Raw genomic sequence first — 15,265 nt, 5'->3', positions numbered from 1 at the left:
CCGGATTCTGCCATCAAAGTTTTAAGGCGGCCAGAACCTGAGTTTTTACTGCTTCTACCGGTTGAGTTCCGTCTACACGGATATAGTCCGGTGCATTGGCATCATTCTGTTTACCATAGAAATCAATCAGTACTTCTGTTTGCTCGTGATACACCTGTAAACGTTTTTTAATGGTTTCTTCCTGATCATCATCACGCTGAATCAGTGGTTCACCGGTTTCATCATCAATATTGTTGACTCTTGGCGGATTGTAAACCAGATGATAAGTTCTGCCTGAAGCAAGATGGACACGGCGACCGGACAAACGTTCAATAATGACATCATCGGGTACGGCAATCTCTACTACAGCATCCAGATGCACACCCGCTTTTTCCATTGCTTCAGCCTGAGCCAGTGTACGCGGGAAACCATCAAATAAGAAACCATTAGCACAATCCGGCTGGGCAATACGCTCTTTTACCAGACCTATAATAATATCGTCACGAACCAGCCCGCCCGCATCCATAATTTTTTTGGCTTCAATGCCCAAAGGTGTGCCGGCTTTTACTGCTGCACGCAGCATGTCTCCGGTAGAAATCTGCGGTATGTTAAACGCAGCAGTAATAAACTGTGCCTGTGTGCCTTTTCCGGCACCCGGTGCACCTAATAATAAAACTTTCATTTCAACTCCTGAATATATCTGTGATTTGATTTAATATTATTACTAATATTTATTTTTTTACTTCTGTCCAGTTCGTGCGTACACGCTCCAGATCCGCAGCTGTATCCACACCCGCAGCCGGAGCATGCGGTGTGATTTGTACCGCAATATTGTAACCATGCCACAGTACGCGCAGCTGCTCAAGTGATTCAGCCTGTTCTAATGGTGATGGAGTCAAATCTGCATATTGGTGCAAAAATTGTACCCGATAACCATAAATGCCAATATGACGATATACCGGAATATTTGCCGGCATGACTTCAGTGCCGCTGCGCATTAATTCACGCGGCCATGGAATAGCCGCACGGCTAAAGTACAAGGCATTATTTTTGTTGTTTAATACAACTTTAACACAATTGGCATCTGTAAAATCTGTGTAATCAGTTAATAGATGTGCTGCTGTGGCCATTGGTGCTGAACTTTGCTGTAATTGTTCAGCTACAGCATTAATCAGCTCAGGTTCAATCAAAGGTTCATCACCCTGGACATTTACAACACAGTCTTCTCCAGCGAGATTCAGAATGCCGGCTGCTTCAGCCAGACGAGTTGTCCCGCTCTCATGCTCCGGAGCGGTTAAAACAGCTTCAATTCCATGAACCTGACATGCAGTCTGAATATCAGCATGATCTGTTGCCACAACTACTCTTCCGGCTTTGCTGGCAAGTGCACGCTCAGCTACCCTTACTACCATCGGTTTACCATGTATATCGGCTAAAGCCTTATTGGGTAAACGACTGGAGGATAGTCGTGCCGGAATCAGAACAACAAAATTACTCATGTGTCGCCGTACATTCTTCATCAGTTAAATTACGAGCTTCATTTACCAGCATATAGGGAATACCATCTTTTACCGGATAAGCCAGCCGTGATGCTTTACACCACAGTTCCTGCTGCTGTGCATGCCATTGCAGTTTTCCTTTACACTCGGGGCATACCAGTATATCCAGATATTTTTGATTCATTTTTAATCCTTAGTTTCGCAAAGGTGGCAAGCGAAGTTTATGGTTGTTGATTTAGCAGGTTTCCTGAATGCAGTAATACCAGTTAATAATTTATAAATATCGTCTTTGAATGACTTTACCATATATTAAAATGGCAATATAGAGGCTGCTTAATACAGAACCTGAAATCGTAGTCAGTTTGTATCGTCTTCCAACGATATACTGACAATTTATTGAAATTCTACCAGCAGCCGGAGTCCATGGCATCTTTTTCATTGCAGAAACGTATTTATTTTATTTAGAATGGTGTAAGTCTAATTTTAACTGAATCAATTCAGCTAACTCCGGGCAGATTTGTGCTGAAAGTGGTAAGACCCAAATATTATATTGCAAAGGTTTTTTCAGTTTGACTGCATCTTTTTCTGTAATAAATATTATTTCTGCATCAGGCCAGTCTTCGGGTTGAATGGTTGCATGATCATTCAGCGCAATGGTTTCTTTCAGATGAATACCCAGTATCTGTAATGCCTGAAAAAAACGTTGCGGTTGTCCGATACCTGCAATTGCCGCGCATTTTTTTTCTGAAAATTCATGGGCTTTTGCAGTCTGTTGCGGCTGATTTAAACAATAGAAATCGCCATAGTTCAATTGACTGAAACCACACCATTGTGTTTTTATTAAACTTAGTTGCTGTGCCTGCCGAACAGAATTCGCATCACCCTGACTGAATACTACCGCATCTGCTCCCTGTAGGCGCTCAACGGGTTCGCGCAATGGGCCATTAGGCAATATATCCAGTTTTTTTCCGATATCTGCAGCCGGAAATACTATAACTTCCATATCCCGGCAAAGTGCATAATGTTGTAAACCATCATCACTTAATAAAAGCTGTAAATCCGGATATGCATTTAACAATGCTCTGCCGGCAGCTTCACGAGTAGAAGCAACTGCAACCGGTGCCTGAGTTTGCTGAAACAGCATTAATGGTTCATCTCCGGCTTCTGCCGCGGTAGATTGGGCATGCAGAATAACCGTTTCTTTACTTAAACGCCCATAGCCTCGGCTGATGATACCAACCCTTATCTGCCGCTGCTGTAAGGTCTGTACCAGCGCAGCGACTAAAGGTGTTTTACCAACACCGCCAACATGAATGTTACCGATAACCACTACCGGACAAGGCAGTTTTTTAGTCGGCAAAATGCCCGATTTGTACAGCCAGCGCCGTAACAAAGCAATACTTTGAAATAATCGTGCAAGCGGCCACAGTAACAATACCAGCGCTATACGCGGATGCTGCCAGTGCTTTTGTATTAAACCGGCTAACCAGCCCATAACTCTGCCTATTAATTACAAAGCTGCACTATACCACGCTGTATATGCAGAACTGAACTATGATAAAAAAACGCCGTATAATATCTACAGAATAAAACCGCTCTGAATATGGTATCCATTATGTCTGATTTCTTTGCTCCGGCTGCTTTAAGTGTATCTGAACTCAATGCTTATGCCCGTCAATTGCTTGAAGACAATCTGATTGATTTATGGGTTGGCGGTGAAGTTTCTAATCTTACCCGTGCAGCCAGCGGTCATTTCTATTTTTCTTTAAAAGATGCCCGTGCACAAGTCAGATGTGTACTGTTTAAAGGTGTGGCACAGCAGCTGAGCCAGCCCTTACAGGAAGGTGATCATATAGAAGTGGCCGGAAAAATCAGTATTTACGAAGCACGGGGTGAGTTTCAGATTACCATTAATGCAGTGCGCCACAAAGGGCTAGGACAGTTATATGAAGCTTATGAGCGGCTGAAACAGCAGTTAACTGCCGAAGGTTTATTTTCAAAGGAACGCAAACGTCCGCTACCTGTTCATCCTAAAGTGGTCGGTGTAGTGACCAGTCTGGCCGCAGCAGCTTTACGCGATGTTGTAACAACCCTGCGCCGGCGCCATAGCGGTATCCGTGTTATTGTTTATCCGACAGCCGTACAGGGTGCAGGGAGTGAACATCAGATTGCTGCTGCTATTACCAGTGCCAATCAGCAGGCACTGGCTGATGTACTGATAATTTGCCGAGGAGGCGGCAGTATTGAGGATTTGTGGTCTTATAATGAAGAAATCGTCGTACGAACTGTAGCCGACAGCACAATTCCCACTGTGAGCGGTGTTGGTCATGAAACTGACTTTACCCTGACCGATTTTGCCTCAGATGTTCGCGCCCCGACACCGACGGCTGCTGCCGAATTAGTAAGCCCTGATATGGCGCAACTAAGACATAGTGTTACTCAATGGCAAAAGCGTATACACCAATTACTGGAACAACGTTATTATGATGCTTCACAAAAACTGGACTGGCTTGCTCGTCAGTTAAAGCACCCGCAGCAAAACTGGCAGCAACAGCAGCAGCAACTAAGGGATTTAGCACGTCTGTTACAAATTGGCATGCAGCGTCAGATCAGGCAGCATCGGCAAAATCTAATACAGCAACAACGCAGTCTGGAAAATACACGACCGCAAACTATTCATGCACTACAGGCACTTGAATACCGGAAACAACAATTACATCAAATCTGGCAAAATATTTTTATGCGCGCGCAACAACGGCTGCAGCAGCAGACATCTGTGTTACAGGCAGTCTCTCCTCTACAGATTCTAGCCAGAGGTTATAGCGTGGTCACTAATCAGCGCGGGCAGGTAATCCGCGATGCCAACAAATTAAAAACCGGCCAGTATCTTAATATTCGCTTTGCTTGCGGTGAACGTAGCGTACAGGTTGCTCCGCCGAAAATTCAGTCTGATTTATTTGATAATTAAGATATAAATTTTCAAATGTATTTCTATTCTATTGCGTAAATTGCTATCACTAAGAATTCGGTGATTAATTTTTTGTTGATTTAAATTCAGATTTTTAATTTAAAAATAAATTATTCTTTGAAATGTTATGTTAAATAAATTTTTGACAGGCAATTAACTTAATAAGAATAGGAATTTAAATGTCACTGTTTGCTCGTTTATTTGGTAAAAAATCTAAAGATACAGATACTACGGTAGCTGAAAATACAAATACTAAACAATCAATAGGATTAAGTGTAGTATTTAAAGGCTCTCTTAATTTTGATAAAGATAAATTATTAGATAAATTAAGATATCTGGATTCTTCAATAACAAATGTCAAATACGAAACCCCTGCCGGAGAGCTTGAACAAGGCGTTTTTGCTTTAATAAGTTGGGGAAAACACGTAGTTAAACTTATTGGGTTCAATGCGCCTTTTCCTGCTGATGCATTGGAAACTTGTGTTGAGCCAGCACATTATAGTCAGGATGTCAAAGATCAAGTTTGTAAAAATGATAGTCATGTAATTTTGTACTATACAGGACATGATGAAGATGTATTAGAACAATATTTAGCTTTATCCCGTCTGGCGGTATGTTTTGAAGAATTTAACGCATTAGCAGTTATTAATGAAAACGCTCATTCCTCATTGCCTATAAATGTTTTAAGTAACTTACTTAGTGATGAAGACAGTGCAAAGAGTTTATGCGATTGTTTACCGTTATTTTTCTGCGGGTTTGTTAAATATATTTTAGAAGACGTTAAAGGTGTCTGGATGCGCACTTACGGTGCTGATGTATTTGGATTGCCTGATTTTGCTGTATTAGCAAATAACCATGATGAAGGTTCTGACTATTTCGATATGTTTGGTAATATTTTATCCTATCTGCGTCAGAGCGGAGCAACTATGAATCCTGGGGATACAATGGAAATTGGCGATAATAAAATGTTGTCATTACGAGCTCCGCAGGAGGATGAATATTTTCTGAAAGATACAGGCAATGTTTTGGTTGTAGAAATCAGTAAATAGTTAAACAAATCAATAAATCATTCTTGAGCAGAAATTATCCATTATTAAATAATAAAAAACGACTTCTGATATTAAATTTGTTATCGGAAGTCGTTTTACATTTGGGTAAATTAAAAAATAACTGTTTGTTCAATCAGATATGCGAACACAATTAATTAATATTTTAAATATCACGATATCAGACAGTTACCTTACTGCTTCTGTTTATTTAATAACATAATGCTTATTGTGCACAGTAATATCAGCTACTCTGCGCTCTGACTGAAAAATATCATAAGCAGGCTTCAATTCTCTCCAGAAAGGCATATAAGCTGAGTTTTGAAACTTTTGCATATTTGATGCTGTCATTCTGAATGGAAAAATATGAATGGGTATTCGCTTCTGTCCGCTGTTTATAGCCTGATTAACAACAGCGTAGATTTGTTCTATTCCCTTGTCAGTCATTGCATAGCAACCGATGGACACACAGTTTCCATGAATCATGATAAAACTCCCTGTGTATCCATTGGCGCGGTCATAGGCATTCGGGTAGCCAATGTTAAAAGCAAGATGATAATTACTATTTGGTTTTAATAGATTTTTCTCAGTTGCGTAAAATCCTTCCGGACTTTTGCCATCCCCTTCGGCTTTTTTAGGTCCCAGACCACCTGAGTATGTACAGATATCCCATGTCCTGTATAGCTGATAATTGTTATTTTTATGTTTATACCATATTTCCAATATTCCCTCTTGTTTGAATATTCGCAGATAAATTTTATCACCACTAATAGGAGGAGAAACTGCTACAGCCGTATTTTTTACATCTATAGTTTTAATTTTCTGGTCAATAGTATAATTTCTAAAAAATAATGATACACTTGCAACTACCCCCGCAAATCCGATAACAATCATACAGATAGTCATTAATCTTCGAGATAGTGTCTTTACTTGATTTTTTTTATTAGCGAAAAAAGGATAAATAATTAAACCGATGCTTCCGATAAATATCAATATGGGAAGTAATATCATTAATTGTTCGCTAAATAATACAGACATAATTTGTTTCCATTGAGACCGGGTTATCCAGCAGTTAATCAGAAAACTGAATACAGAACAACCAATTGATTTAGCTATACAATTCTATCCTGAGGATTTCTTCCTGCCCAGTCGCATACAAACTGCCATGCTACTCTTCCTGAACGGCTGCCACGGCTCTGGCTCCAATTTAATGCTGCACGTCTTGCTGTTTCATCCAGATTCAGACCAGCTTCTTCCAGCCAGTTCTGTACAGCCTGTAAATATGCATTCTGATCAAATGGGTAAAAGCTTAGCCATAAACCAAAACGATCCGATAAAGATACTTTTTCTTCGACGGCTTCCTGAGGATGAACTTCTCCGCCATTACCTGTATGAGCCACATTGTCTGCCATATACTCAGGCATTAAATGCCGGCGGTTAGATGTAGCATATACCAGTACATTGTCACATCGCTGGGATAATCCGCCATCAAGGGTAGTTTTTAATGCTTTGTAAGCATCATCACCGTCTTCAAAAGATAAATCATCACAGAACAGAATGTATTTTTCCGGTCTGGCGGTTAGTAAAGAAAGTAAAGCAGGTAACGTTAACAAGTCACTTTTATCAACCTCAACCAGACGCAACCCCTGATCTGCATACTGATGCAGTAACGCCTTAACCAATGATGATTTTCCGGTACCACGTGCTCCTGTCATTAATACATTATTTGCCGGTCTGCCAGCAAGAAACTGTTCTGTATTACGTACCAGTTGTCGGCGCTGCTCATCAACAGCTGCCAGACAGTCCAGAGAAAAGGTATGCGGATTTGGTAAACTTTCCAGAATACCCTTGTTACCTAATTTATGCCAGCGGTAAGCAACTGCCGTCCAGTCAGGTTCCTGAGCCAATGGTGGCAAAATGGCATCCAGCCGCTGTAAAACAGTTGCAGCCAGATTGATAAATTCCTTACGTTTCATCTATTTCCCTTCAATTTCTATAGCTATGAATTATGAATGTTTTTGCAATATTAATGCAAAGGGTGCATCATTTATCCGGTTAATAAAAGCATATTTCAACACTGCTATCTGTTGTTGCGGTAAGCTTTGCGCCCATGTTTGTATTCTTTCCGCTTCAATTCTTCCCTCTTCATGACCCGGATATAAAACCGCAGCCAATACACCATTATCGGTAAGAAGGTTTAATCCGCTTTGCATCGCCTTAAGGGTTGTATTGACTTGGGTTGTACAGTTTTTATCTCCGCCAGGTAAGTATCCAAGGTTAAATATGATGGCACTAACCTTACTCTGAATATACTCACTCAGATGTTCATGTCCGGCTTGAATTAACTGTACCCGCTCACGATAACCGGCTTTTACCAGTCTGTTACTGGTAACGTCTAATGCACTAGCCTGTATATCAAAAGCGACTACTTTACCATGGGCACCGACGCATGAGGCCAGAAACAAAGTATCATGCCCGTTACCAGCAGTAGCATCAATGACTGTATCGCCAGCCTGTACAGTCTGCTGAATGTTTTTATGTACAAAATCCAGAATATTGAGAAGCATAAATTAATTTGTGCTATCTGATAATTAGATAGCCGCCAAGGCTATCTTTAAGATAAATAAGCATTAAGCATATCAGATTATATATTAACAAAATAAACAGGCATACTATGAATAGTAATTTTATTTATCTGTAATGCTGATACCAGAATAAAAATTGATACATATTAAGTTTAGGATTACCAGACTCTTACCTCACATTCCTAATTCACGCAAAAAGCGAATGTCATCAGCCCAGCCGGATTTTACTTTTACCCAAACCTTTAAAAAAACTTTTGTTTCAAACAATTTTTCCATATCCAGTCTGGCTTCAGTAGATATCTTTTTCAGTTTTTCCCCGCCTTTACCAATTAAAATGCCCTTTTGGCTTTCCTTATCTACCAGAACTGCAATATAAATCCGGTAAAGTCCGTCTTCCTCGGTAAACTGTTCTACTTCGACATTCATAGCGTAAGGTAATTCTTCACCAAGATAACGAAACAGTTTCTCCCGCACAATTTCCATAGCAAGAAATCTTGCCGATTTGTCTGTCACCATATCTTCAGGATAGAGCGGAATACTTATTGGCAGCATGGGCTTGAGAATATGCACAAGCTGAGCCACGCCCAGTCCGTGCTTTGCACTCACCAGAGCAACCTGAGTGAATTTATATGCCTGCTGTACTTCATCAATAAAGTTCTGCAGTACACTTTGGTCTTTTGCCTTAGCCTTATCGACCTTATTAATTACCAGCACTACCGGAATATGTGCAGGTAATTGTTGCAGTACTTCTCTGTCTGCATCCGAAAAGCGCAATGCTTCAATCACAAATACAATAACATCCACACCGGCAACAGCCTCAGTAACATTCTGATTGAGACGGTCATTAAGTGCATTGCGGTGATAAGTCTGAAAACCGGGGGTATCTACAAATATCAGCTGTGCTTCATTATCGGTATAAATACCATTAACTTTATGGCGAGTAGTCTGAGCTTTTTTACTGGTGATACTGATTTTCTGACCAATAAGGTGGTTCATTAATGTGGATTTTCCCACATTAGGCCGGCCAACAATTGCAACAAACCCGCAGCGAAAATTTTCTGACTGAGGTGGATAATTGTAACTGGATACTTCAGACATACATTCTTTCTTAAATGATACAAATAACCATAAAATGGTTGATAATAAGCTGAATTATTTCAAAACAAATAAAATCAATTTTGCTAAATAACACATTGCAGATACCAATTATAAACTACTAAATTACCTGAATATATACAGTTTTATTCGACCGATTTCAGAGAAACGGAGTCATTCTCACTGAGTGAATACTTTAAGTAACAAAAGACCTCAGAGTGATTAAACAATGTTTTCAAATAGTTTATTTACAATAAACGGATGAAATTTACTAACCGGCATCATATATAACCGTCCCAAAAAATTATGATTTTTTACTGAAGCGATCAGATAAAGCATTTTTTTATCCGGCTGCTGGGTATTATCAGTAATACGCAGGCAAAGACAAACATCTAAATGAGAATCTTTAATCACTAAAGTAAGTTTATCAGCAGTATTTTCAGTAATAGTAAAGAAATGGGCTGCGTTTGTTTCACCGGATTGAATCCTCTCTTCATCCAGATAAGTAAATCCCTCTATAGTACGTATGCCAGCAGGTCTAACTATATTATCTCTGATTTTAAATAATATTCTTAGCCATTCAGGCTGACGTGATGTCATCATTTTATATGCTTCAAAAGCTGTAATATTTTTACCGATTTCTTTTTTCTGACAATCAAGATAGTCCGGTTTATCCGTAATCAGGCTAACACACTCGGGTAATTCATTCAGTATTTCAGAAATTGATTTTGTTTTTCCCATTATTTCCCCTTTATTGTAAGACAATAAGTAATAACAATATGGCACCTTCAATGTATTGTAACTTATTTATTTTTTTCTAGGTTTAGCTGCCGGAAACTGCTTTTCTAACCAAACAAGAGCTGTTTGTGCGGTTTGTTGTTCTGCTTCACGCCGGCTGTGTCCGGCTGCTTCAGTCTGAAAGCCGGTTTCTCCTAAATCACATTGCACTACAAATTGTAAATCATGAACATCGCCAATCTGATCTACAATCCGATATTTTGGCAATGGCATATGTCGTGCCTGCAAGGCTTCCTGCAGACGTGTTTTTGCATCTTTTCCACTATTCTGAGGATTAATATTACGGATGCGGTCTGCGTATAAATGTCTTACCACAGTCTCAGCAGTATTAAAATCTGCGTCAAAGCTCACTGCGGCAAATAATGCTTCCATAGCATCGGCCAGTATAGATGGCCGCCGGAAGCCACCGCTTTTTAACTCACCAGTACCCAGCAATAAAGCGTCTCCGATTTTTAGTTCAGTTGCAATCTGAGCCAGTGTTTCCTGATTAACCAGATTCGCCCGCATTCGTGAAAGTTCACCCTCTGTCAGGCGCGGAAATGCATTAAACAGCATTTTGGCTACAGAATAATTTAAAATTGAATCACCAACAAATTCAAAACGTTCATTGTGTAATGCACTGTAACTGCGGTGAGTTAAAGCCTGCAGCAATAAATCAGACTGCTTAAATTGATAGCCAAGCTTTTGTTGTACATATTTCAAAGCATTTTCATGGCGTACATCAGTTTTTCTCATTTAACCGTCTTTGATAATAAATAACCATAATTATATAAACAAAGCGCAAGAAAAAATCTTGCGCCCGGTATCAGATATTACTGAATCTTCGTACCGATTCGTTTCATATCACCCATATTCAGCCATACCAGAAAGGCTTTACCTACAACAAGCTTATCATCTACAAAGCCCCAATAACGGCTATCTTCACTATTGTCGCGATTGTCACCCATCATGAAGTATTTTCCTGCAGGAACGGTACAACTAAACCCGCTGCCATCAGTATCATAGTTACACAATTCCCGATCTGGAAAATCAGTATGTACTGCTTGCAGAATAACGGGGGGTTGCTGAGGCATTTTCAGTATCTGAATCGATTTATTACCAAGCTGTTCGGTTACCTGCTGAGCCTGCATATTGATATTTCCATACTGAGGAACCTGTTCGGAATAATTATAAATTTTCTGCTCATCAGTATCAGTGATTACTTTACCGTTGATTGACAGGATTTTATCCTTGTATGTAATAACATCACCCGGCAGACCGATTACCCGTTTAATATAATTTATACGTGTATCTCGGGGGTAATTGAATACGATTACATCACCACGCTCTACTTTGTTTACTGGAATAAGTACATTATTCAGAATTGGCAAACGGATACCGTAAGTAAATTTATTTACCAGAATAAAATCACCGGTAATCAGCCCCGGACGCATAGAGCTGGATGGAATCTGAAAAGGCTCAGCTAAAAAAGTGCGCAGAATAAATACCACCAGAATAATCGGGAAAAAACCACTCATGTAATCAGTAAAGTGATTATTATCTACATGCCCCGGATTTTTTTTCTTCTGGCCACGATGAATAATCCAGGCTATTCCGGTAAACAATACAAAAATCAGCAAAACTGCGGTAAAACTCATTTTGTATGACAATACACCAAATGCACCAACCAAAATCAGCAAATACCCCCATTGTAATGCTCCGCTCCATTCCCCATTTTCTTCACGCTTTTTTGAGCTTTTCAAAAATAGAACTATCCCCAGCACCAGAAGGATTGCTGCGCCTATAATCATCGTGTTTGACATTTATTAATCTCCAACCTGTAAAATCGCCAGAAAGGCAGATTGCGGAATTTCTACATTACCCACCTGTTTCATACGTTTTTTACCGGCTTTTTGTTTTTCCAATAATTTTTTCTTACGGGTAATATCGCCGCCATAACATTTAGCCAGCACATTTTTGCGCAGTGCTTTTACGTTTTCACGAGCAATAATTTTACCGCCGATTGCCGCCTGAACAGCAATATCAAACATTTGTCTCGGAATCAGCTCACGCATTTTAGCTACCAGCTCTCTGCCGCGATGAACTGAATTACTGCGATGAACAATCAGACTGAGCGCATCGACTTTTTCACTGTTAACCAGAATATCCAGTTTAACCAGATCTGCAGCCCTGAATTCGAGAAACTCATAATCAAGCGAAGCATAGCCGCGTGAAGTTGATTTCAGCTTATCAAAGAAATCCATCACAACTTCATTCATTGGCATTTCATAAGTCAGCATTACCTGCCGACCCATGTATTGCATATTTCTCTGAACACCGCGCTTCTGATTACACAATGTCATTACCGCACCGACATATTCCTGAGGCAATAATATAGTTGCCGTGATAATAGGTTCATAAATTGCTTCAAGTGTACCGATATCAGGTAATTTAGACGGGTTTTCAATCTCTAAGCGTTCACCGCTTTTCATCAGTATTTCATATACCACCGTTGGAGCAGTGGTAATCAGATCCATATTAAATTCTCGTTCAAGCCTTTCCTGGACAATTTCCAGATGTAGCAGACCAAGAAAACCACAACGAAAACCGAATCCCAGTGCCTGTGAAACTTCCGGTTCGAATTTCAATGCAGCATCATTGAGCTGTAATTTTTCCAGAGCTTCACGTAATGCATCGTAATCGTGACTCTCAACAGGGTATAAACCGGCAAACACCTGCGGCTGCACTTCTTTAAAACCGGGTAAAGGTTCGCTGGCCGGCTCCCGCGCCAGGGTAATCGTATCACCTACTTTAGCCGAACCAAGCTCTTTGACACCGGTAATTAAAAAGCCTACATCACCGGCTTTTAATTCCTGCTTCTGCACAGATTTGGGTGTAAATATACCCAATTGTTCTACCTGTGTTTCGGCTCCTGTGGCCATGAAACGAACTTTATCTTTCAGACGTACCGTTCCATCGACCATGCGTATCAGCATTACTACGCCAACGTAATTATCGAACCATGAATCAATGATTAACGCTTTTAACGGTGCATCAATTTTACCATTAGGTGCCGGTACTTTTTTTACAATCTCTTCCAGCACATCCTCAATACCGATGCCGCTTTTAGCAGAACAGCGTACAGCATCAATGGCCTCAATTCCGATAATATCTTCTATTTCTTCTATAACCCGCTCAGGCTCCGCTGAAGGTAAATCAATCTTATTTAGAACGGGTAAAACCTCTACCCCCAGGTCAATAGCTGTATAGCAATTGGCTACGGTCTGAGCTTCTACCCCCTGTGATGCATCTACCACCAGTAATGCACCTTCACAGGCAGAAAGAGAACGGGATACCTCATAGGAAAAGTCCACATGCCCCGGGGTGTCAATCAGATTAAGCTGATAAACCTGCCCGTCACGAGCTTTATACTGTAAAGCTGCAGTTTGAGCTTTAATTGTAATACCGCGCTCTTTTTCAATATCCATGGAATCGAGTACCTGTGCACTCATTTCCCGATTTTCAAGACCGCCACAATACTGAATAAAACGATCAGCCAGTGTCGACTTCCCATGGTCAATATGGGCGATAATAGAGAAATTGCGTATATTGTTCATGTAAGCCAATAATTCAAATTAATTCAGACAGCAACATTCTGGTAAATCAATACCAGAAAACCAGAAAATAACTGCTTATTTTAGCGGAATGTACTGTAGTGCGCCCAAGAATTTATAATAATTCAGAAAAGCTTTTAATTTTCAAACATTAGAGCTTAAAAGCTTTCATTAAATACATCATTCAGGGCAAAGTGCTAATAAGTTAACGGATTTTTAAATAATCACACCTTAAGCAGATATTTTAATGTTCAAATTAAATTTTAAACTCATAAAATAAATTTTAAGCGGTACAAAAATTATTTATTAGCAAAGCGATACTATATTATCCTGCCATAAATTTTATCTGACAAACATAGAAAGTCACTGCCAGAAAGACTACAATATCTTTAACTCAGTTGTTTATTTCAATGAAAGTAGTTGTATGCTAAAAATCAGCACTCAGTTTGATGGTGGTAATATTGAGATTGTCGATGCCAGTGATCCGGCTAATATCCAGCTCAAATTACCTAAAGACAATGCGGCCGAATTTCGGCAATGGTTTTATTTCCGTGTACAGGGTGTTGCCTATCAGAATATTCGCCTGAACTTCATTAATACAACTGAATCCGCTTACCCGGAAGGTTGGGAAGATTATCAGGCAATGTGCTCTTATGATCGCATCAACTGGTTTCGTGTTCCTACAACTTTCGAAAACGACATATTAACTATTTCTCATACTCCGTTATCCAATAGTATTTACTATGCCTACTTCGAACCTTATTCATATGAACAGCATCTGAATTTACTAGGTGACAGCCAGAGCAGCGGCTTATGCCAGATAGAAGATTTAGGCAGCACTATTCAGGGACGTGATATTAATCTGCTGACAATTGGCAATCAGGTTGCCAGCGATTTGAAAATCTGGGTGATTGCGCGTCAGCATCCTGGCGAAACGATGGCTGAATGGTTTATTGAAGGTCTGTTAGGCAGATTATTAGATCATCAGGATCCGACAGCACGTGCTTTGCTGGATCAGGCTACATTTTATATTGTTCCGAATATGAACCCTGATGGATCCGTACTCGGTAATTTGCGTACTAATGCTGCCGGAGCAAATCTCAATCGCGAATGGTTACAGCCCAGCATGCAAAACAGTCCGGAAGTTTATCTGGTACGTGAAAAAATGCATGAAACAGGAGTGGATTTATTCCTGGATATTCATGGCGATGAATCTATTCCTTATGTATTTCTTTCAGGTAATGAGGGAATTCCTTCCTTCGATGACAGGCTGCATTCGTTACAGGAAATGTTCAAACAGGCCTTTCTGGTAGCAAGTCCGGATTTTCAGGATAAATATGGTTATGAAAAAGATGAACCGGGTAAAGCCAATCTGAATATTGCTACTGCATATATTGGCGAAACCTTTAATTGTTTAGCTTATACACTTGAAATGCCATTTAAAGACAATAATCAATGGCCGGATGACGATTTTGGCTGGAACGGCCAGCGTTCTCTGCGTTTGGGGGAAGCAATTTTAAGCCCGATTTACTCTATACTGGATAGTTTGCGTTAAATCAGTCATATTGTTTTCAAAGCCTGAGAGATATTTCAGGCTTTTTGTATTTTTGAGTAAAATCAAATGATTAATAATTACATACGCAGCATAATAAAGATGCATTATTTGTAATCAAGTTGTCTTTTATCCATTATCAATATAGGA

The 15,265-nt window shown here is 39.9% G+C and carries 15 protein-coding genes; 3 read left to right on the top strand and 12 right to left on the bottom strand.

The window, feature by feature from the left end; translation table 11 throughout:
* Nucleotides 1–13: 13 nt before the first annotated feature.
* From adk to lpxK, 4 genes are all read right to left on the bottom strand, one after another.
* Nucleotides 14–661, bottom strand: coding sequence for an adenylate kinase (adk, locus tag H3T75_RS04315; protein WP_037394928.1), 648 nt, complete (start codon nt 659–661; stop codon nt 14–16).
* Between the two features lie 49 nt (nt 662–710).
* Complete coding sequence (kdsB, locus tag H3T75_RS04310) at nt 711–1,478, bottom strand: 3-deoxy-manno-octulosonate cytidylyltransferase (protein WP_198211128.1); 768 nt, start codon at nt 1,476–1,478, stop codon at nt 711–713.
* Nucleotides 1,471–1,662, bottom strand: a complete 192-nt coding sequence (locus H3T75_RS04305) for a Trm112 family protein (protein WP_025330730.1) — start codon at nt 1,660–1,662, stop codon at nt 1,471–1,473. Before H3T75_RS04305 ends, kdsB begins: the two co-directional genes overlap by 8 nt.
* A gap of 273 nt (nt 1,663–1,935) precedes the next feature.
* A complete protein-coding gene (gene lpxK, locus H3T75_RS04300; protein WP_198211127.1) occupies nt 1,936–2,973 on the bottom strand; it encodes a tetraacyldisaccharide 4'-kinase in 1,038 nt (345 codons plus the stop codon).
* A 120-nt stretch (nt 2,974–3,093) separates the two neighbouring features.
* Here lpxK and xseA point away from each other — a divergent pair, with 120 nt between their 5' ends.
* The gene (xseA, locus tag H3T75_RS04295; RefSeq protein WP_198211126.1) at nt 3,094–4,446 is read left to right on the top strand and encodes an exodeoxyribonuclease VII large subunit; all 1,353 of its coding nucleotides are present in this window, start codon (nt 3,094–3,096) and stop codon (nt 4,444–4,446) included.
* Nucleotides 4,447–4,625: 179 nt separating this feature from the next.
* Nucleotides 4,626–5,495 carry a DUF4261 domain-containing protein gene (locus tag H3T75_RS04290; protein WP_198211125.1) on the top strand — a complete coding sequence of 290 codons (870 nt, stop codon included), beginning with the start codon at nt 4,626–4,628 and terminating at the stop codon, nt 5,493–5,495.
* Between the two features lie 204 nt (nt 5,496–5,699).
* On the opposite strand, the gene H3T75_RS04285 is transcribed toward H3T75_RS04290, so the two are convergent.
* The 8 genes from H3T75_RS04285 to lepA form a co-directional block, all read right to left on the bottom strand.
* The gene (locus H3T75_RS04285; protein ID WP_198211124.1) at nt 5,700–6,530 is read right to left on the bottom strand and encodes a murein L,D-transpeptidase family protein; all 831 of its coding nucleotides are present in this window, start codon (nt 6,528–6,530) and stop codon (nt 5,700–5,702) included.
* Nucleotides 6,531–6,604: 74 nt separating this feature from the next.
* The gene (locus tag H3T75_RS04280; RefSeq protein WP_084551946.1) at nt 6,605–7,468 is read right to left on the bottom strand and encodes an ATP-binding protein; all 864 of its coding nucleotides are present in this window, start codon (nt 7,466–7,468) and stop codon (nt 6,605–6,607) included.
* A gap of 30 nt (nt 7,469–7,498) precedes the next feature.
* On the bottom strand, nt 7,499–8,059 hold the full coding sequence (locus H3T75_RS04275; RefSeq protein ID WP_198211123.1) for a class I SAM-dependent methyltransferase: 561 nt from the start codon (nt 8,057–8,059) through the stop codon (nt 7,499–7,501).
* A 192-nt stretch (nt 8,060–8,251) separates the two neighbouring features.
* Entirely contained in the window at nt 8,252–9,175 is a 924-nt protein-coding gene (gene era, locus H3T75_RS04270) for a GTPase Era (RefSeq protein ID WP_198211122.1), read from the bottom strand.
* Nucleotides 9,176–9,394: 219 nt separating this feature from the next.
* On the bottom strand, nt 9,395–9,937 hold the full coding sequence (locus H3T75_RS04265) for a DUF2867 domain-containing protein (protein WP_144235879.1): 543 nt from the start codon (nt 9,935–9,937) through the stop codon (nt 9,395–9,397).
* Between the two features lie 42 nt (nt 9,938–9,979).
* Entirely contained in the window at nt 9,980–10,705 is a 726-nt protein-coding gene (gene rnc / locus H3T75_RS04260) for a ribonuclease III (RefSeq protein ID WP_078475618.1), read from the bottom strand.
* Nucleotides 10,706–10,782: 77 nt separating this feature from the next.
* Complete coding sequence (lepB, locus tag H3T75_RS04255; protein WP_198211121.1) at nt 10,783–11,772, bottom strand: signal peptidase I; 990 nt, start codon at nt 11,770–11,772, stop codon at nt 10,783–10,785.
* Between the two features lie 3 nt (nt 11,773–11,775).
* On the bottom strand, nt 11,776–13,566 hold the full coding sequence (gene lepA, locus H3T75_RS04250; protein WP_037476315.1) for a translation elongation factor 4: 1,791 nt from the start codon (nt 13,564–13,566) through the stop codon (nt 11,776–11,778).
* Between the two features lie 421 nt (nt 13,567–13,987).
* Here lepA and H3T75_RS04245 point away from each other — a divergent pair, with 421 nt between their 5' ends.
* Nucleotides 13,988–15,118 (top strand): M14-type cytosolic carboxypeptidase, encoded by a 1,131-nt coding sequence (locus tag H3T75_RS04245; protein WP_100125536.1) that lies wholly within the window; start codon nt 13,988–13,990, stop codon nt 15,116–15,118.
* Nucleotides 15,119–15,265: the final 147 nt, after the last annotated feature.

Origin of the sequence: Snodgrassella sp. W8135, assembly GCF_016101225.1 — a bacterium.
Taxonomy (GTDB): Bacteria; Pseudomonadota; Gammaproteobacteria; order Burkholderiales; family Neisseriaceae; genus Snodgrassella; species Snodgrassella alvi.
Note: the sequence above shows the minus strand (reverse complement) of the source record. Positions and strands in the feature narration are given on the sequence as shown.

What these genes read in the sequence shown, in the direction of transcription:
- H3T75_RS04305 (WP_025330730.1), bottom strand. Translation starts at nt 1,662, where the DNA reads ATGAATCAAAAATATCTGGATATACTGGTATGCCCCGAGTGTAAAGGA.
- xseA (WP_198211126.1), top strand. Translation starts at nt 3,094, where the DNA reads ATGTCTGATTTCTTTGCTCCGGCTGCTTTAAGTGTATCTGAACTCAAT.
- adk (WP_037394928.1), bottom strand. Translation starts at nt 661, where the DNA reads ATGAAAGTTTTATTATTAGGTGCACCGGGTGCCGGAAAAGGCACACAG.
- H3T75_RS04290 (WP_198211125.1), top strand. Translation starts at nt 4,626, where the DNA reads ATGTCACTGTTTGCTCGTTTATTTGGTAAAAAATCTAAAGATACAGAT.
- H3T75_RS04285 (WP_198211124.1), bottom strand. Translation starts at nt 6,530, where the DNA reads ATGTCTGTATTATTTAGCGAACAATTAATGATATTACTTCCCATATTG.
- H3T75_RS04245 (WP_100125536.1), top strand. Translation starts at nt 13,988, where the DNA reads ATGCTAAAAATCAGCACTCAGTTTGATGGTGGTAATATTGAGATTGTC.
- era (WP_198211122.1), bottom strand. Translation starts at nt 9,175, where the DNA reads ATGTCTGAAGTATCCAGTTACAATTATCCACCTCAGTCAGAAAATTTT.
- lepA (WP_037476315.1), bottom strand. Translation starts at nt 13,566, where the DNA reads ATGAACAATATACGCAATTTCTCTATTATCGCCCATATTGACCATGGG.
- rnc (WP_078475618.1), bottom strand. Translation starts at nt 10,705, where the DNA reads ATGAGAAAAACTGATGTACGCCATGAAAATGCTTTGAAATATGTACAA.
- lepB (WP_198211121.1), bottom strand. Translation starts at nt 11,772, where the DNA reads ATGTCAAACACGATGATTATAGGCGCAGCAATCCTTCTGGTGCTGGGG.
- lpxK (WP_198211127.1), bottom strand. Translation starts at nt 2,973, where the DNA reads ATGGGCTGGTTAGCCGGTTTAATACAAAAGCACTGGCAGCATCCGCGT.
- H3T75_RS04280 (WP_084551946.1), bottom strand. Translation starts at nt 7,468, where the DNA reads ATGAAACGTAAGGAATTTATCAATCTGGCTGCAACTGTTTTACAGCGG.
- kdsB (WP_198211128.1), bottom strand. Translation starts at nt 1,478, where the DNA reads ATGAGTAATTTTGTTGTTCTGATTCCGGCACGACTATCCTCCAGTCGT.
- H3T75_RS04275 (WP_198211123.1), bottom strand. Translation starts at nt 8,059, where the DNA reads ATGCTTCTCAATATTCTGGATTTTGTACATAAAAACATTCAGCAGACT.